16 protein-coding genes are annotated in these 16576 nt (G+C 65.4%); 6 read left to right on the forward strand and 10 right to left on the reverse strand.

Annotated elements, in window-relative coordinates:
* Positions 1 to 146: 146 nt before the first annotated feature.
* Entirely contained in the window at positions 147 to 1151 is a 1005-nt protein-coding gene (locus ATE64_RS14080) for a nitronate monooxygenase (RefSeq protein WP_058457215.1), read from the reverse strand.
* Between the two features lie 190 nt (positions 1152 to 1341).
* Here ATE64_RS14080 and ATE64_RS21215 point away from each other — a divergent pair, with 190 nt between their 5' ends.
* Positions 1342 to 1512: a YezD family protein gene (locus tag ATE64_RS21215; RefSeq protein WP_082657791.1), complete on the forward strand. Its 171-nt coding sequence runs from the start codon at positions 1342 to 1344 to the stop codon at positions 1510 to 1512.
* Between the two features lie 99 nt (positions 1513 to 1611).
* Complete coding sequence (locus ATE64_RS14085; protein WP_058457216.1) at positions 1612 to 4158, forward strand: TonB-dependent receptor; 2547 nt, start codon at positions 1612 to 1614, stop codon at positions 4156 to 4158.
* A 73-nt stretch (positions 4159 to 4231) separates the two neighbouring features.
* On the opposite strand, the gene ATE64_RS21740 is transcribed toward ATE64_RS14085, so the two are convergent.
* Positions 4232 to 4387 (reverse strand): hypothetical protein, encoded by a 156-nt coding sequence (locus ATE64_RS21740; protein WP_156416591.1) that lies wholly within the window; start codon positions 4385 to 4387, stop codon positions 4232 to 4234.
* Between the two features lie 357 nt (positions 4388 to 4744).
* Between ATE64_RS21740 and katG the strand changes: the two genes are divergently transcribed.
* Complete coding sequence (gene katG, locus ATE64_RS14090; RefSeq protein ID WP_058457217.1) at positions 4745 to 6937, forward strand: catalase/peroxidase HPI; 2193 nt, start codon at positions 4745 to 4747, stop codon at positions 6935 to 6937.
* A gap of 88 nt (positions 6938 to 7025) precedes the next feature.
* Here katG and ATE64_RS14095 read toward each other — a convergent pair whose 3' ends face one another.
* Both ATE64_RS14095 and ubiG read right to left on the reverse strand, forming a co-directional pair.
* Positions 7026 to 7619 (reverse strand): YdeI/OmpD-associated family protein, encoded by a 594-nt coding sequence (locus ATE64_RS14095; RefSeq protein ID WP_058457218.1) that lies wholly within the window; start codon positions 7617 to 7619, stop codon positions 7026 to 7028.
* On the reverse strand, positions 7616 to 8341 hold the full coding sequence (ubiG, locus tag ATE64_RS14100; RefSeq protein ID WP_058457219.1) for a bifunctional 2-polyprenyl-6-hydroxyphenol methylase/3-demethylubiquinol 3-O-methyltransferase UbiG: 726 nt from the start codon (positions 8339 to 8341) through the stop codon (positions 7616 to 7618). Before ubiG ends, ATE64_RS14095 begins: the two co-directional genes overlap by 4 nt.
* Positions 8342 to 8500: 159 nt before the next feature.
* Here ubiG and ATE64_RS14105 point away from each other — a divergent pair, with 159 nt between their 5' ends.
* Both ATE64_RS14105 and ATE64_RS14110 read left to right on the forward strand, forming a co-directional pair.
* Positions 8501 to 9748, forward strand: coding sequence for an aspartate kinase (locus tag ATE64_RS14105; protein WP_058457220.1), 1248 nt, complete (start codon positions 8501 to 8503; stop codon positions 9746 to 9748).
* A gap of 131 nt (positions 9749 to 9879) precedes the next feature.
* Positions 9880 to 10803 carry an alpha/beta hydrolase gene (locus tag ATE64_RS14110; protein WP_058457221.1) on the forward strand — a complete coding sequence of 308 codons (924 nt, stop codon included), beginning with the start codon at positions 9880 to 9882 and terminating at the stop codon, positions 10801 to 10803.
* Positions 10804 to 10837: 34 nt separating this feature from the next.
* Here ATE64_RS14110 and ATE64_RS14115 read toward each other — a convergent pair whose 3' ends face one another.
* From ATE64_RS14115 to ATE64_RS14130, 4 genes are all read right to left on the reverse strand, one after another.
* On the reverse strand, positions 10838 to 11416 hold the full coding sequence (locus ATE64_RS14115; protein ID WP_058457222.1) for a septation protein IspZ: 579 nt from the start codon (positions 11414 to 11416) through the stop codon (positions 10838 to 10840).
* A gap of 119 nt (positions 11417 to 11535) precedes the next feature.
* Positions 11536 to 12651: an HlyD family secretion protein gene (locus ATE64_RS14120; RefSeq protein WP_058457223.1), complete on the reverse strand. Its 1116-nt coding sequence runs from the start codon at positions 12649 to 12651 to the stop codon at positions 11536 to 11538.
* The gene (locus tag ATE64_RS14125; protein WP_058457224.1) at positions 12648 to 13064 is read right to left on the reverse strand and encodes a PaaI family thioesterase; all 417 of its coding nucleotides are present in this window, start codon (positions 13062 to 13064) and stop codon (positions 12648 to 12650) included. Before ATE64_RS14125 ends, ATE64_RS14120 begins: the two co-directional genes overlap by 4 nt.
* Positions 13061 to 13654 carry a TetR/AcrR family transcriptional regulator gene (locus ATE64_RS14130; protein WP_058457225.1) on the reverse strand — a complete coding sequence of 198 codons (594 nt, stop codon included), beginning with the start codon at positions 13652 to 13654 and terminating at the stop codon, positions 13061 to 13063. The genes ATE64_RS14125 and ATE64_RS14130 overlap by 4 nt, the downstream gene beginning before the upstream one ends.
* A 55-nt stretch (positions 13655 to 13709) precedes the next feature.
* On the opposite strand from ATE64_RS14130, the gene ATE64_RS14135 reads away from it, so the two are divergent.
* Positions 13710 to 15323, forward strand: a complete 1614-nt coding sequence (locus ATE64_RS14135) for a DHA2 family efflux MFS transporter permease subunit (protein ID WP_058457226.1) — start codon at positions 13710 to 13712, stop codon at positions 15321 to 15323.
* Between the two features lie 14 nt (positions 15324 to 15337).
* On the opposite strand, the gene ATE64_RS14140 is transcribed toward ATE64_RS14135, so the two are convergent.
* Positions 15338 to 16009, reverse strand: a complete 672-nt coding sequence (locus ATE64_RS14140) for a glutathione S-transferase family protein (RefSeq protein WP_058457227.1) — start codon at positions 16007 to 16009, stop codon at positions 15338 to 15340.
* Positions 16010 to 16110: 101 nt separating this feature from the next.
* Positions 16111 to 16539, reverse strand: a complete 429-nt coding sequence (locus tag ATE64_RS14145) for a hypothetical protein (RefSeq protein ID WP_058457228.1) — start codon at positions 16537 to 16539, stop codon at positions 16111 to 16113.
* Positions 16540 to 16576 lie beyond the last annotated feature (37 nt).

Below are 16576 nucleotides of genomic sequence, written 5' to 3' on the forward strand. Positions count from 1 at the left end.
GATCACGATCGCGACCGGCGGCGGGGGCGGCGGCGGGGCAGGGGGCTTCTTTGCCGAGCAGGCGGCGACGCTCGCCAGCAAGCCGACTGCGATGATCTTACGCGACATAGTCATGATATTCTCCCCAACCGCTCGACCATGCGGTTTCAACCCCGGGCACGCAACGCCTCGTCGGCCTGTTGCACCAAAGTTGCGATAATCTCGGCAACGCTCTCCTCGCGGGTTACCATACCCACAGATTGCCCTGCCATTAACGAACCGCCGTCGACGTCGCCGTCGATGACCGCGCGGCGGAGCGCGCCCGCCCAATAATGTTCGATTTCGAGCTGCGCCGCCGCCATGTCGACCTCGCCCGCGTCGAGCCTGTTCGCGACCTCGCGCTGCTTCGCGGTGAAGGCTTCGGTGCCATTGTTCTTGAGCGCGCGTACCGGGATCACCGGCAGGCGCGGGTCGATCTGGACGCTGGCGACGGCGTCGCGCGCCGCGGCGCGGATGAAGGCTTTCTTGAAATTGGGATGCGCGATGCTCTCGGTCGCGCAGACGAAGCGCGTGCCGAGCTGGACGCCCGAGGCGCCCATTTCGAGATAGCCCGCGATCGCCTCGCCACGGCCGATGCCGCCGGCGACGAAGATCGGCACGTCGTTCGCGAGTTCGGGCAGAATCTCCTGCGCCAGCACGCTCGTCGATACCGGGCCGATGTGGCCGCCGGCTTCCATCCCCTCGATCACCAGCGCGTCGACTCCCGAGCGAACGAGCTTCTTGGCGAGGGCCAGCGTTGGCGCAAAGCAGATGACTTTCGCGCCCGACGCCTTGATCGCCTCAAGGCTGCCCTTGGGAGGCAGGCCGCCCGCGAGCACGACATGGCCGACCCGATGCTTCGCGCACACCTCGATCAGCTCGAAGAGCTGCGGGTGCATCGTGATCAGGTTGACGCCGAAATTGCGCGTCGCGAGCGCCTTGGTCGCCGCAATCTCGGTATCGAGCATTTCGGGTGTCATCGCGCCGCACGCGATCACGCCGAAGCCGCCGGCGTTACTGATCGCGCTCACCAGATTGCGTTCCGAGACCCAGCTCATCGCGCCGCAAAGGATGGCATAGTCGCTGCCGAGAAGTTCGGTACCGCGGGCCATCAGTTCGTTCATTTTGGTCATTGGCTGCGCCTTTGCCAGCGTTGGCGCGCGGGCGCAATCACTTCGGCGACGAACGGTTTCGGCTGGTCGCAGCGCTGAATCCGTTCGGCGCGGCAACTTCACCTTTGGGCGCAGAAAGCAAATTTATTGATTGTCAACTAAAACACTTAGGATATGGTTTCGTCGACTCACAAGGAGGGAAAGGCAAAGCATGAGCACCACCAAAGAACAGCCGCAGGGTGAAAGCGGCGATACGCCGCGCGCTGTGCAGACCGTGCTCGATGCGCTGGAAAAGCTGAAGTTCGGAGCGATCCAGCTCACCGTCCACGAAGGACGGCTGGTGCAGGTCGATGTGACCGAACGCCACCGCTACCCGAACTGATTTTCACAGCTCCCGACCGGGGATTCTCCCCTTCCTGCCGCAGACCGGACCGCCGGATGTGGCAATTTTCTTGCATCATCAAAGCAACAGGAAATTGTCATGACCGCAAAATATCCGTCCGCCCGCCGCCGCTTGCCGGCGTCGGCTCTTACGCTTTCTTTCCTGCTCGCGCTCGGCGCCACGCCCGCTTTCGCGGCGGAAGCAGCGGCTGGAACGGAAGACGGCTCGGCGGTCGCCGGGGCGGCGGCCGGCGCGGCCGATGCCGCCACGCAGATCGATGACGATGTCAGCCGCGGCGACGTGATCATCGTGACTGCGCGCCGCCGCCAGGAAACGGCGCAGGAAGTTCCGGTCGCAATCTCGGTGATCCGGGGCGATTCGATCGAGGCGACGGGCAACTTCAACGTCGTGAAGCTCCAGCAACTCGCTCCGACGTTGCAGGTCTATACCTCGAACCCGCGCAACACCTCGGTCAACATCCGCGGCCTTGGCGTGCCCTTCGGCCTGACCAGCGACGGCTTCGAACAAGGTGTCGGCATCTATGTAGACGACGTCTATAATTCGCGCGTCGCCGCCGCGACCTTCGATTTCCTCGACGTCGCCCAGGTCGAGGTGCTCCGCGGTCCGCAGGGTACGCTCTACGGGAAGAATACGACCGCGGGCGCGATCAACATCACGACCAACCAGCCGACCTTCGACTTCGAGGGCCGCGCCGAGCTGAGCGTCGGCAATCTCAAATACCGGCAGGCCAAGGCGGCGATTTCCGGTCCGCTTTCGGACAAGATCGCTGCGCGTGTCGCGATTGCCGCGACCAGCCGTCGCGGCACGCTGTTCAACACGACGAGCGACCGCTGGATCAACGAACAGGACAATCTCGGGCTGCGCGGCCAGCTCTTGTTCCAGCCTAACGACGATCTCAGCATCACGCTCTCGGGTGACTACAGCAAGCAGGATCCCGAAGGCTTCGGCACCGCGTTCGTCCGCGTCGGGCGGACGCAGCGCGCGCTCGCGCGCCAGTATGACGGGCTTGTCGCCGCCTATAATGCGGCCAATCCGACCCGGCCCTATGCGGTTCCCAGCCGCAACGTCTATGATCGCCTGACCGACATCGACGCCAGCCTGAATGCGGGCAACAAGATCGGCGGCGCGTCGCTGCGCGTGAAGTGGGACGTCGGCCCCGGCACCGTCACCTCGATCACCGCTTGGCGCTTCTGGGACTGGAAGCCCGAGAACGACCGCGACTTCACCGGCCTGTCGATCGTCTCCAAGTCGCAGAATCCCTCGCAGCAGGACCAGTATAGCCAGGAATTCCGTTATAATTACGAGGGCGACAGGATCGACTTCGTCGTCGGTCTGTTCGGCTTCAAGCAGCGCATCGACACGCAGGGCACCGAACAGCAGGGTGCAGACGCCAGCCGCTGGAGCCTCACCGGCGCGCAGGCGGGCATCCCGAGCATCCTCGAAGGGCTCACGGCGACCAACACCCAATATCTGACGTCGACCAGCGCGGCTGCCTATGGGCAGCTTAGCTGGAAGGTGACCGACGCGCTGACGATCCAGCCGGGTCTCCGCCTCAACTATGACAAGAAGACGGGGTTCTATCAGCGCATCGTGACCGATGGGGCGGGGCAGGTGCTCAACTGTACCCCTATCCCCCCGGCGACCAGCCTGCCCGCGGGATCGGTGCTGGCAGCGCAGTGCGGCGTCTATCAGCCGCAGCTCACCCAGCCTTCGGTCAGCGACTGGAACTTCAGCTACGACTTCAACGTCAACTACAAGCTGGGCCGCGACATCCTTGCCTATGCGACCTATGCGAAGAGCTTCAAGACCGTCGGTATCAACCAGAACGGCCTGCCGCTCAACGCCGACAATACGCCGAACCTCGACGCGAGCACGGTGAAGCCCGAATCGGTCAATCACTATGAGATCGGGCTCAAGACCCAGTTCCTCGACCGCCGCGCGACCTTCAATCTCTCCGCCTTCCGGACCGAGATCAAGAATTTCCAGGCGACGGTGAACGGCGGCCAGTTCGGCACGGTGCGCGGTTACCTTGCCAATGCGGAGAAGGTGCGCTCGCAGGGGATCGAGGCCGACTTCAAGATCGTCGCGAACGACCGCCTCACCGCCTATGCCAATGGCGCCTACACCGACGCAAAATACAAAAAGTTCACCAATGCGCCGTGCCCGCCCGAATTGTCGGGCGGTACGTTCCAGCCGGCCAATGCGACGCCCGACTATTCGCAGCCCGGCGTCCCCGGCGCGCTCAGCCCGCGGCAGTGCGACATTTCAGGCCAGCGCCTGCCGGGCGTGTCGAAATGGGCCTTCTCCTACGGGGCCGAGATCAATGCGCCGCTCGAACTGCTCGCGAAGGAAGGGCAGCTCTATTTCGGGGTCGACGGCAATTACCGCTCGCACTGGAATTCGAACGCGTCGCCGTCGATCTATACCGAGGTCAAGGGCTATGCGCTGACCAATTTCCGTGTCGGCTTCCGCAGCGACGGTGTCGACGTGTTCGGCTGGGTCCGCAACGCGTTCGACGTGAACTATATCGAGTTGCTGCAGGTCGCGCCCGGTAACACCGGCCTCATCGCCGGTACGCCGGGTGACGAGCGGACGTGGGGCGGAACGATCAAGTTCAGTTTCTAGGTGCGGGCTTCCGCCGCACGAAAGAAAAGGGCCGCTCCCGCGAGGGAGCGGCCCTTTCTCGTGCAGCCTGGGCTCAGCGCTGCTGCGGGTTCTTGTTGCGATCCTGATCGGAGCGCTGACCGCCCTGCTGGCGGTCGTTACCGTCCTGCTGCTGCTGCTGACGACGCTGTTCTTCGTCGCGATCAGCCTGGGGAGTCTTCTGGTTATGTTGGTCGGGGGTGTTAGCCACTTTCCATCTCCTTGATGCCGCACCATGCCATCATGCTGCGACGCTTCATCAACTCGTGCGAGATCAAGATGTTGCGCCGTCGCGCCGGGGCGTGGCCGGGCCGCGACGGGCGGCTCGTCGCACCTGCGGCCCGCCGCGCCGTTGATCGCTTCGGTCGATGACTGAATTCAGCTTATTCGTTTAGGTCGATCGGACGGCGCGGCGTAGTCTGCTCCGGTCAGAACGAAAGGATGACACCATCGACTCGACGCCTGCCCGCGCCGACCGACCCTTGCGGCCCCTTGGCCGCAGCGCCGTCATGCGCCCGTCATCCTGCCGCATCACGATCATACAACATCTGAAAAGAGGAGAGACTGCATGAACGACCAGACCCCCATCGGCAGCGGTTGCCCGGTGCATCAGCCCGGCGGCGTCCGCGCCCTGCTCGGTCGGACCAACAAGGATTGGTGGCCCGACATGCTGGCGACCGAGATCCTCAATCCCAATGGTTCATCGAACCCGCTCGGTGACGATTTCGACTATGCGGCGGCGTTCAAGTCGCTCGACTATCAGGCGCTGAAGAATGACCTGACCGCGCTGATGACCGACAGCCAGCCGTGGTGGCCGGCCGACTATGGCCATTATGGTCCCTTCTTCATCCGCATGGCGTGGCACGCCGCCGGCACCTATCGCACCGCGGACGGCCGCGGTGGCGCGAATAGCGGGCAGCAGCGCTTCGCACCGCTCAACAGCTGGCCCGACAATGGCAATCTTGACAAGGCGCGCCGCCTGCTGTGGCCGATCAAGCAGAAATACGGCAACAAGATCAGCTGGGCAGACCTGTTCATCCTCGCCGGCAATGTCGCGATCGAAAGCATGGGCGGGCCGGTGTTCGGCTTCGGCGGCGGCCGCGCCGACGTCTTCGAGCCCGAGCGCGACATCTATTGGGGCAGCGAAGAAAAGTGGGTCAACGAAGGCGTGCAGACGCGTATCGACCCCGACAAGGGCTTTCATGAGATCGAAGGGCCGCTCGCTGCGATCCAGATGGGCCTGATCTATGTCAATCCGGAAGGACCGGGCGGCAACCCCGATCCTTTGCAGTCGGCGCGCGACATAAAGGAAACCTTCCACCGCATGGCGATGAACCATGAGGAAACCGTCGCGCTGACCGCGGGCGGCCACACCTTCGGCAAGGCGCACGGCAATGGCGACGCGTCGCTGCTGGGCGCGGCGCCCGCGGGCGGCGATCTGGCGGCGCAGGGCTTCGGCTGGGTCAGCAGCCACGAGAGCGGCGGCATCGGCGAGCACGCGGTAACGAGCGGTATCGAAGGGTCGTGGGTCAACACCCCGACCGAGTGGTCGGAAAATTATTTCCGTCTGTTGCTCGACTATGAGTATGAGATCGTCCACTCGCCCGCCGGTGCGCAGCAATGGCAGCCGATCAACCAGAAACCGGAAGATATGGCCCCGGCGGCATGGGATCCGACCATCAAGGTTCCGACGATGATGACGACCGCAGACATGGCGCTGAAGGTCGATCCGGAATTCCGCAAGATCAGCGAGAAGTTCCGCAACGACCATGAAGCGTTCAAGGACGCCTTCGCGCGCGCCTGGTTCAAGCTGTGCCACCGCGACATGGGGCCGAAGGTCCGCTATCTCGGGCCCGAAGTGCCCGCCGAGGACCTGATCTGGCAGGACCCGATTCCCGCCGGCACCAAGCCGTCGGACGCCGACATCGCCGCGGTGAAGGAAAGGATTGCGGCGAGCGGCCTGACCGTCAGCGAACTGATCAAGACCGCGTGGGCGTCGGCGAGCACGTTCCGCAAGTCCGACTTCCGCGGCGGCGCCAATGGTGCGCGCGTCCGTCTGGCGCCGCAGAAGGACTGGGAGGTCAACGAACCCGCGCTGCTCGCCAAGGTGCTGACTACGCTCGAAGGGCTGCGCGGCAACCTGTCGATCGCCGACACGATCGTGCTTGGCGGTGTGGTCGGGCTGGAAAAGGCGATCAAGGATGCGGGCTTCAACGTCGCGGTGCCGTTCACCGGCGGCCGGGGCGACGCGACCGCGGAGCAGACCGACGCCGAAAGCTTCGACGTGATGGAGCCCGAAGCCGACGCCTTCCGCAACTATGTCGGCAAGAAGAAACTGGCGGTGAAGATCGAGGAAATGATGCTCGACCGCGCCTCGCTGCTCGGCCTGTCGGTGCCCGAAATGACGGTGCTGATCGGCGGGCTGCGCGTCCTCGGCGCCAATCATGGCGAACGCGGGCATGGCCATTTCACCAAGCGGTCGGGCCAGCTGACCAACGACTTCTTCGTCAACCTGCTCGACATGACCAATGTGTGGAAGGCCGTCGAGGGTTCGGACGATCAGGAATATGTCGCCACCGACCGCAAGGGCGGCGGCGAAACCTGGCGCGCGACCCGCGCCGACCTGATCTTCGGCTCGAACGCGGAACTCCGCGCCGTGGCGGAAGTTTATGCCGAGACGGGTCACGAAGAGAAGTTCGTGAAGGACTTCGTCAAGGCCTGGACCAAGGTGATGAACGCCGACCGTTTCGACCTCGCCTGAGCTTTCGGCACAGACGACGGGTCGCGACCCGCCCCCGGGGACATGGGCCTGGGGGCGGGTCTACTTTTTTAGGCTCAAGGCGACAGGGTCAGCAGCTCTTGTACTTCCAGTTGCGGTCCTTGCCCTCGGCGACCTGCGCGACGATCGTCTCGATGCGTTTCGCACGGGTCTCCTCGCGCTTCGCCTCCAGCACCCATTCGATATAGTCGCGGCGCTTGCCGGGCGAGAAGGCGTCCCAATGGCCCTGCGCGGCGGCATTGGCCGCCAGCGCCGTGCCGAGGTCGGCGGGCACCTCGAGCGCCGGTTTCGGCGCAGGCCTGGGTCGCTTCGGCTTTGCTTCGGCACAGAGTGCCGCTGCCTTCGCGATCCAGGCCGCCAGCTGTTCGTCCGATGGCAGGTCGGCGAGCGTCGCGAGGCGCCCCATACTGCCCATCGCGCCCGTGTCGCGCGGCGAACCCGTCACCTCCTCGTCGCGCCAGAAGCCGAAGGTCGCATGGCCCTTGAACGCCGCCATGCCCGCCAGATTTTGATCGTTCAGGATGAAATGCGGCACGCTCCACTTCAGCGTCTCTTCCGCGCCCGGCGCATGGTGGTGCACCAGCTCGCGCAGGTGTCTGAGGATCGGCTGGGCGAAAGGCTGCGCTGCCGCGATGTAGGCATCGACCCGCGGGTCGCGGCTCACACCCGATGCCTCGCCGCAACGAGATAGTTGAGCGCCTCGCTGCCGCCCAATTTGAAGCCCTTGGTAGGCGAGGGGGAGAGGCCGGTGCGGTCGACGACCTCGAGCCCCGCGTCCTCGATTAACCGGGTGAGCTCTTCGGGCTTCAGAAACTGGTCCCAGTCGTGCGTCCCGCGCGGAACCGCGCCGAGCCGCTCGGCGGCTTCGACGAGCAACAGCTTCGATAGCGCAGTGCGGTTCGGCGTCGACAGGATCATCAATCCGCCGGGCGCGAGCCGCGCCGCCAGCTCGGCGATGAAGGCGGCAGGGTCGGTGACATGTTCGACGACCTCCATCGACGTGACGAGATCGAAGGTCGCGGGCGGCAGCGCCGCGAGCTCGCCCGCGTGATAGCGGATCGCGAGCCCCTGTCCCGCCGCATGGCCCAGCGCGGCGGCGATATTCTCCGGCGCCGCGTCGACGCCAGTGACCTGCGCCCCCATCCGCGCCAGCGGCTCGGCGAGCAGCCCGGCACCGCAACCGACGTCGATCGCGGTGCGGCCCTTGAGTGGAAAGCGTTCGCGGGCGTCGACGTGCCAATGCGCGTCGATCTGGCCGCGGATATAGGCGAGGCGCACCGGACCCAGCTTGTGCAGCATCGCCGACGATCCGTGCGGATCCCACCAGTCGGCGGCAAGAGCGCCGAAATGGGCGGCTTCGTTCGGATTGATCGTTTGGGCGCTCATGCCCAGCGATTTGGCACTGTGCCTTCGCGGGTGCAAGAAATTCTATCCCGTGCACGCGTTCGCGCGCTTGCCATCGTCCGCCCCCTTGCTTAACAGCCGGACGCCGCAGAAACCCAAGGGAAAGTTGCGGACGAAACCAGTTCAGGAAAGCGGGGCGAGATGGCGCGGATCGTGATGAAATTCGGGGGCACGTCGATGGCGGGCACCGAGCGGATTCGCACCGTCGCGAAACTCGTCGCGCGCGAAGTGGCGAACGGCAATGAAGTCGCCGTCGTCGTCTCGGCGATGGCGGGCGAAACCGACCGGCTCGTCAACTTCTGCCGCGAGGCGAACCCGCGCTACGACCCCGCCGAATATGACGTCGTTGTCGCGGCGGGCGAACAGATCACGTCGGGCCTGCTCGCGCTCACCCTGCAGGCGATGGGCGTTCCCGCGCGTAGTTGGCTTGGCTGGCAGCTTCCGATCCGCACCGAGGAAGCCCATGCGCGCGCGCGTATCCTCGATATCGACACGGGCGCGCTGCTGACCGCGATGGGCAGGGGCGAGGTCGCAGTGATCCCGGGCTTCCAGGGGATGATGGACGACGGACGCGTCTCGACGCTCGGCCGCGGCGGCTCGGACACCAGTGCGGTCGCGGTCGCGGCGGCGGTGAAGGCCGATCGCTGCGATATCTATACCGACGTCGATGGCGTCTACACCACCGACCCGCGCATCGTCGCGCGCGCGCGCAAGCTCGACTATGTGACCTATGAAGAAATGCTCGAACTCGCGAGCGTCGGCGCCAAGGTGCTCCAGACCCGGTCGGTCGGGCTCGCGATGAAGATGGGCGTGCGCGTGCAGGTGCTGTCCAGCTTCGTCGAGGGCGACGAGGCTCCCGCAAAAGGCACGATGATCGTCAGCGACGAGGAAATAGAGGAACATCAGATGGAACGGCAGCTGATCACCGGCATCGCCCACGACAAGAATGAAGCGAAGGTCATCGTCACCCGCGTCCCCGACCGGCCTGGCGCCGTCGCGACGATCTTCGGCCCACTCGCCGCGGCGGGGATCAACGTCGATATGATCATCCAGAACGTCGGGCGCGACAAGGGCGAGACCGACGTGACGTTCACCGTTCCGGGAACCGACCTGCTGCGCTCGATCGACCTGCTCGAGGGCGCGAAGGACAAAATCGGCTTCAACCGGATCATCAGCGACGACAAGGTGGCGAAGATCAGCGTCGTCGGCGTTGGCATGAAAAGCCACGCAGGCGTCGCGAGCACGATGTTCCGCGCGCTCGCCGACCGCGGCATCAACATCCAGGCGATTTCGACCAGCGAGATCAAGGTCAGCGTGCTGATCGACGAGGACGAAACCGAACTCGCGGTGCGCGTACTGCACACGGCGTACGGGCTCGACGCCGAATAAAACCGAACGTCGAAGTGTCGCCCCCGGCCAGACGGACGCCGGGTCGAGCCGGGCCTTGCGTAAAATCATCCTTCAGAGCATGTTGACTGCCTGAAGCGGCGCTGGCCGGCTTCGATCGGGGGAGCTGGCCCATGAAAAATTCTGGCAGATTGCTTGCGGCATTGTCGCTCGGGCTGATGAGCCTGCCCGCGATGGCGCAGGTGCCACCCTTCCCGGCAGCATTCCAGTCGCGGGACATCGCCGCCAACGGCACGACGCTGCACGTCCGCGTAGGTGGCGCAGGCCCGGCGGTCGTCCTGCTTCACGGCTATGGTGAGACGGGAGACATGTGGGCGCCGCTCGCCGCCGCGCTGATGAAGGATCACACGGTCGTCGTCCCCGACCTGCGCGGCATGGGGCTGTCGGCGCATCTCGACGGCGGGTATGACAAGGCGACGCAGGGCCGCGACATCGCGGCGATTCTCGACCAGCTCAAGATCGACAAGTTCGCGCTCGTCACCCACGACATCGGCAATATGGTCGGCTTCGCGCTCGCGACGCAAAACCCCGGTCGCGTGACGCGCTTCGCACTACTGGACGCGCCGGTTCCGGGCGTCGGGCCGTGGGAGGAGATTTTGAAGAACCCGCTGCTTTGGCATTTCCGCTTCGGCGGCCCCGATATGGAACGCTTGGTCGCCGGCCGCGAGCGCATATACCTCGATCGTTTCTGGAACGAATTTTCCGCCGATCCGAAGAAATTCGACGAAGCATCGCGCGAACATTATGCGGCGCTTTATGCGCTGCCGGGCGCCATGCATTCGGGGTTCGCACAATTTGCAGCCTTCGATCAGGATGCGATCGACAATCGCGCTTGGCTCGCCACGGGTAAAAGGCTGACGATGCCCGTCTTGGGAATCGGCGGCGCCAAGTCGTTCGGTCCGACGATGGCGCTCGTCATGCGGTCCGCCGCGACCGATGTCCGCGAAGGTGTCATAGCCGATTCCGGGCATTGGCTGATGGAAGAACAACCCGAAGCGACGGTGAAGATGGTCGTCGACTTTCTGAACGCCGCGTAGCTTCAGCCCCCAAGGGTCATTGCGAGCACAGGCCTCACTCCGCTGCGGGCTGCAGCCCGCCCGCGCGGCGGCGCAGCCGATTCTGGCCGGTGACGTGCACAACCGCGATGTGGATCGCGAACAGGCCGAATTTCGAGGCAAGCGGGAATACCGCAATGAACAGCGGCCACCACTCGGTGAAGAATACCGCGACGATCAGGTTGAGCCCGGCGCTCAGGAACATCAGCGCCGACCAGATCATGCCGAAGCGGTCCATGACGTCGCCCACCAGCGCCTTCTGTTCGGGCGGGATATAGCGGTCGAGCCAGCCGCGGCGCAGCATCACCGTTCCGACGATCAGATAGACGATCGTCGGCTTCGCCATCACGAAGCGCGGATCGCCTGTCGTCAGCGTCGCGGCAGCAGCGAGGAGGACCGAGGCGAGGCTGATCCATTGCAGCGCCGCGATCTTGTGGCCGCGTAGCGCCTCATAGCCGACGACGGCGACGGCTACCGCGGTGCCGGCAACCGTGGCGGCGACGATGTCGGCGCCAAGCGCTAGCAGCACCGCAAACACGATGATCCCCAGCGAATCGAAGATCATCGGCCCAATGGCGTAAAGCAGCGTCCTCATCCGCCGATCCTTTCGCGACTCAATGTTGTCGATGTAAACATTGATCGACGGACGACGCCGGGTCAAGGTGAAATTTACGTTGTTAACATGAGCCGCGCCGAAACGATGCTTCGACGCGGTCAGTCGCGCAGGCGCACCTTCGCCGTCACCGACAGCCCCGGCCGTAGTTGCGCCAGCGCCGCCTGCCCCGGATCGAGTCGGATGCGCACCCCGACGCGCTGGACGATCTTGGTGAAATTGCCCGATCCGGGTTCGAAGGGCAGCAGCGTGAACTCGCTGCCCGATCCCGGCGCGAGGCTTTCGACCGTGCCGGTCAAGGTCTGCCCCAGCGCGTCGACATAGATATCGGCCTTCTGTCCCGGACGCATCTCGCGCGTCTGCGTTTCCTTGAAATTGGCGGTGACGTAGATCGATTTTACGGGAACCACGGTCAGCAGGCGCGAGCCCGGCTGGACATAGTCGCCGACCTGGATGCGGCGATTGCCGACGACGCCGTCGATCGGCGCTGTAACCAGCGTATGGCCGCGATCGAGCTTCGCGAGCGCGAGCGCGGCGCGGGCCTTCGCCGCGGTGGCTTCGGCCGCCTGCACCTGCGCTGCGAGGATCGGTCCCTTGGCACGCGTCACCGCCGCCGCTTCGACGCTGGCGCCGAGATCGGCGCGCGAACGCTGTGCCGCCGAGGCGGCGCTCACCGCGTTCGCCGACACCTGTTCGGCATCGCGCTTGGGCACGAATCCGTCGATCAGCAGCGCGTCATAGCGTTTCCGGTCGGCGGCCGCGCGCGCATATTCGGCGTCAGCTGCGGCGATCTGCGTGTTCATCGAGCGGATGTGCGCGGCGGCAAGCTTCTGTTCGGCGCCGAGCGACGCAAGGGTGGCGCGCGCGGTCGCGACCTGCGCGTCGGCGTCGGCGACAGCGGCCTCGGCCGCCATGACGCGCGAATCATAATCGCGCACGTCGATGCGGACGAGCGGATCGCCCGCGCGAACAGCCTGATTGTCCTTCACCAGCACCGCGGTGACGAGCCCGCCGACGCGCGGCGCAACCTCGCTCGAATCGGCTTGCAGATAGGCGTTGTCGGTCGATTCGGCGGTCGCGGGCGAGACGAGCCACCAGATGCCGAGGGCGGCGATCGCAAGCGCGACCAGCCCGACCTTCCACGCCTTTTGGGGCACTGCGATCCGGCGGCGCGTGGGTGCGGCGACTTCGGTCTCGATGGTCACGGGCGCGTTCATGGCTGCATCACCAGCAGGGTTGAGGTTGCCGTCGCATAGAGCCGCCCCTCGGCATCGGTCAGCTTCGCCTCGACATAGGCGACGCGGCGGCCGACCGAGATCACACGCCCTTCGGCGCGCACCTTTCCGGTCTTGCCCGTCATCGCCTTGAGATAGGAGGTCTTGAGCTCGAGCGTGGTCATCGCCTGATCGTCGGCGAGTTTCGTCACCACCGCGATCCCGCAGGCGGAATCGAGCAGGGTCGCGGCATAGCCGCCGTGGACGATCCCCATCGGGTTATAATGTTCGGGCCCGGGAACGCCTTCGAATGCCGCCCAGCCATCGCCGGCCTCGACGAGCTGGAAGCCCAGCGTCTCGCCGATCGGCGGGCGGCCACCGCTCGCGATCAGGCCCTGCACCTTGGCGAGCGTCATTGCGCGGTCTCCAGCGAATAGCGGCGGACGATGCTGGCATGGGTATCGGCGAGCAGCGCGTCGGACAGCGCGGCATCGCCGACCGCACGCGCAAGCGCGACGCCGCCGACGAGTTGGGCCAATAGTGCGTGCGCTTCGGCGTCGGGATCGGCATATCCAAGCTTCGCGAGCGGAGCCGCGAGACGGGTCGCGATACCGACCACCCCGGCGCCGAAGCGCTCGCGCGTTTCGGGCTGCGAGCGCGCAAAATCGCCCGACAGCGTCGGCAGCGGGCAACCGCGATCGCGCCGATCGCGATGCGCGGGTGAAAGATAGAAATCGATATAGGCCCGCAGGACGTCGCGCGGATCGCCGTCGGCGTCGATCTTGTCGCTACGCGCGCGCGCGTCGGCGAACATGGTCCCGATCGCTTCCTTCACCAGCGCATCCTTCGACGGGAAATGGGCATAGAAGCCGCCGTGGGTCAGTCCGGCACGCGCCATGATGCCCGATACCGCGACATTGTCGGGTCCTTTGGCGCGGATCTCGTTCGCGGCCTCTTTCAGCACCCGCTCACGGGTCTCGGCCTTGTGGTCGCTTGAATAGCGCACTTGCGTCTCCTTTTATATGACGCATATAATATAAAGACGACAGGACACAAGACCCATGGCCTCCATTCCCCTCTCCCCCGGGCAGTCGCCCGCCGTGCCCGATGCGCCGTTCGATCCGGCGGCGATGCCCAACGCCCGGAAATATCTGATCTTTGCGGTGATGGCGTTCGGCCAGTTCATGGCGCTGATCGACATCCAGATCGTCGCGGCATCGCTCAACGAGGTGCAGGCGGGACTCAGCGCCGGGCCCGACGAAATCAGCTGGGTGCAGACCGCCTATCTGATGGCCGAGCTGGTGATGATCCCCTTTTCAGCCTTTCTCGCGCAGGCGCTGTCGACGCGGTGGCTGTTCGCGGCGTCGGCGGGGTTGTTCACCATCGCAAGCATCCTCTGCGGCATGGCGTGGAGCATCGAATCGATGATCCTGTTCCGCGCTGTGCAAGGCTTCGTCGGCGGCGCGATGATCCCGACGGTGTTCGCCACGGGCTATATGCTCTTTCAGGGCAAGCAGCGCGCGATGATCCCCGCGATCCTCGGCATGGTGTCGGTGCTTGCGCCGACGTTGGGCCCGACGGTGGGTGGCTGGATCACCGACGCGCTCGGCTGGCGCTGGGTCTTCTTCATCAATGTCTTGCCGGGCGCGATGGTGACGCTGATGATTCTGGCGCTCGTTCGCGTCGACAAGCCGAACCTGCCGATGCTGCGCCGGATCGACTGGGTGCATCTCGCCTCGATGGCGGTGTTCCTTGCGGGGCTGGAATTCGTGCTGGAGGAAGGGCCGAAGCACGACTGGTTCAGCGAGCCCGAGATCGCGATCGGCGCGTGGGTGTCGTTCGTCGCCTTCGCCCTGTTTCTCGAACGCTCGTTCCGCTCGGACGGGCCGATCGTCAAGCTGTCGCCATTCCGCGTTCCAACCTTCGCCTTCGCCTGCCTTTTCAACCTCGTCATCGGCTTCGGTCTCTATGCCAGCACCTATCTGATCCCGATCTATCTTGGCCGCGTGCAGGGCTATAATGCGTCGGAGATCGGGACGACGGTGTTCGTCGCGGGTCTCGCGCAATTGCTCGGCGTGCCGATCGCCGCCGCGCTGTCGCAGCGCGTCGACCAGCGCATCGTGATCACATTCGGGCTGACCCTGTTCGCGGTCGGCCTCTGGATGTTCAGTTTCATGACCCCCGAATGGGCTTTCGCCGCGCTCTTCTGGCCGCAGGTCGTGCGCAGCTTTGCGATCATGCTCTGCATCGTGCCGTCGGTCGGGCTCGCGCTCGGCAATTTCGAGGGCCCCGAGCTGCGCTACGCGTCGGGGCTGTTCAACCTGATGCGCAATTTAGGCGGCGCGATCGGGATTGCGCTCGTCAATACCTGGCTCGGCGACAATATGCGGCTCCACATGCTGCGCCTCTCCGAAGCGCTCGGGCGTTCGGCCGATGCCGCGAACGAGGCGGCGTCGGCGCTGGCGCAAAGCATCGGCCGCTATGTGTCCGACCCCGCACTCGCGCAGCAGATGGCAGAGGGAACGCTAGGCCGGATCATCGGGCGCGAGGCGCTGACGCTGGCCTTCGACGACGTCTTCCGCCTGATGTCCTATTTGTTCCTCGCGGCGCTGGTCATGGTGCCCTTTTGCAAGCCACCGCCGATCGGCGGCCCGGCGCCGACCGACGCGCATTAGCGCGATCCGCTTCCCTAGAAGTCGACATCCTCGTAATATTTGGGGGGGGTCACGATTTCCATCCGCTCGGCGAGCAGCGGGCGGAAGCTCGGGCGCGACTTGAGGCCCGAATACCAGCCCTTCGTCTGCTCGTGCCCCGTCCAGTCGATGCCGCCGAGATAGTCGGCGACCGAGATGTGCGCCGCCGCCGCGAGGTCGGCGAGGCTCATCGTTGCGCCGGCGAGCCAGGTGCGGTGGTCGATCAGATAGTCGATATAATCGAGATGCTGGTTCGCGGCCTTCATCGCCTCGCGCAGCGCGCCGGCATCGGGGGGCTGGCGGTGGACGATGCGCTTCTGCATCCGCTCGAAGAGCAAAGGCCCGGTGACCTCGAAATAGAAATCCTGGTCGAACCAGGCGACGAGGCGGCGGATCTCGGCGCGATTGGCGGCGGTGCCGTTGATCATCGCCTTGCCCTCGACGGTCTCCTCGAAATATTCGGCTATGGCGTTGCTGTCGATCAGCACCTGCCCGCGCGCCTGATCGACCATCACGGGGGTGCGGCCGGCGGGATTGAGGTCGATGAATTCGTCGCGGCGCTCCCACGGCGATTCGCGCACCAGCTCATAGCCGACACCCTTCTCGCCCAGCAGGAGCCGGATCTTGCGCGAAAAGGGACAGAGCGGGAATTGATAGAGCTGCCACATGCTTACCGCATAGCGGCAGGCAGGCGCTGCGTGCAACGCCTATAGGCGCATGTCTGTGGACTAAGTATCTAGCGGCGTGCGGCTTCGCGCTCGCATTCCCCCTAGCGGCGCGCGGCGGCGCGTTCGCGCTCCCATTGCGCGGCGAGGTCGCGCGCCATGTCCTTGAGGACCGGGGCATAGGCTGCGAGCGCCGAGGCGGCCTGTCCCGCCATCCGCGTCCCCGCGCGGACATCGGCGCCCATGCGTTCGGCATAGGCCGGGTCATGGCCCGCGATGTCGCCGACGGTGGCGTCGGGCGGAATGTCGGCAGCGCGCGACGCCGGGTCGATGCGCGCGACGGCATCGGCGAGCGGCCCGACCGGCATCTGCATCAACGCGGCGACCAGTGCGGTCACGGTGTCGGCCATCCGTTCCTGCGTCGCCGGGTCGTTCAGCGTCGCGACGGCGCCCGCGACCTCGCGGTCGGCGGCGGTCGCCGGCAGCGGCGCGGCAAGCGCGATCAGGGGGAGGGCGGCGATGGTCAGGCGCATGGCATATCCTTTCGGACACGAAGATCGATCCGCGCGT

Source organism: Sphingopyxis sp. H073, from assembly GCF_001468395.1.
Taxonomy (GTDB): Bacteria; Pseudomonadota; Alphaproteobacteria; order Sphingomonadales; family Sphingomonadaceae; genus Sphingopyxis.

Bases quoted from the DNA above. Each gene is read 5' to 3' on its own strand.
- ATE64_RS14120 (WP_058457223.1), bottom strand. From the start codon at position 12,651: ATGAACGCGCCCGTGACCATCGAGACCGAAGTCGCCGCACCCACGCGC.
- ATE64_RS21215 (WP_082657791.1), top strand. From the start codon at position 1,342: ATGAGCACCACCAAAGAACAGCCGCAGGGTGAAAGCGGCGATACGCCG.
- ATE64_RS14110 (WP_058457221.1), top strand. From the start codon at position 9,880: ATGAAAAATTCTGGCAGATTGCTTGCGGCATTGTCGCTCGGGCTGATG.
- ATE64_RS14140 (WP_058457227.1), bottom strand. From the start codon at position 16,009: ATGTGGCAGCTCTATCAATTCCCGCTCTGTCCCTTTTCGCGCAAGATC.
- ATE64_RS14105 (WP_058457220.1), top strand. From the start codon at position 8,501: ATGGCGCGGATCGTGATGAAATTCGGGGGCACGTCGATGGCGGGCACC.
- ubiG (WP_058457219.1), bottom strand. From the start codon at position 8,341: ATGAGCGCCCAAACGATCAATCCGAACGAAGCCGCCCATTTCGGCGCT.
- ATE64_RS14125 (WP_058457224.1), bottom strand. From the start codon at position 13,064: ATGACGCTCGCCAAGGTGCAGGGCCTGATCGCGAGCGGTGGCCGCCCG.
- katG (WP_058457217.1), top strand. From the start codon at position 4,745: ATGAACGACCAGACCCCCATCGGCAGCGGTTGCCCGGTGCATCAGCCC.
- ATE64_RS14145 (WP_058457228.1), bottom strand. From the start codon at position 16,539: ATGCGCCTGACCATCGCCGCCCTCCCCCTGATCGCGCTTGCCGCGCCG.
- ATE64_RS14085 (WP_058457216.1), top strand. From the start codon at position 1,612: ATGACCGCAAAATATCCGTCCGCCCGCCGCCGCTTGCCGGCGTCGGCT.
- ATE64_RS14080 (WP_058457215.1), bottom strand. From the start codon at position 1,151: ATGACCAAAATGAACGAACTGATGGCCCGCGGTACCGAACTTCTCGGC.
- ATE64_RS14135 (WP_058457226.1), top strand. From the start codon at position 13,710: ATGGCCTCCATTCCCCTCTCCCCCGGGCAGTCGCCCGCCGTGCCCGAT.
- ATE64_RS14115 (WP_058457222.1), bottom strand. From the start codon at position 11,416: ATGAGGACGCTGCTTTACGCCATTGGGCCGATGATCTTCGATTCGCTG.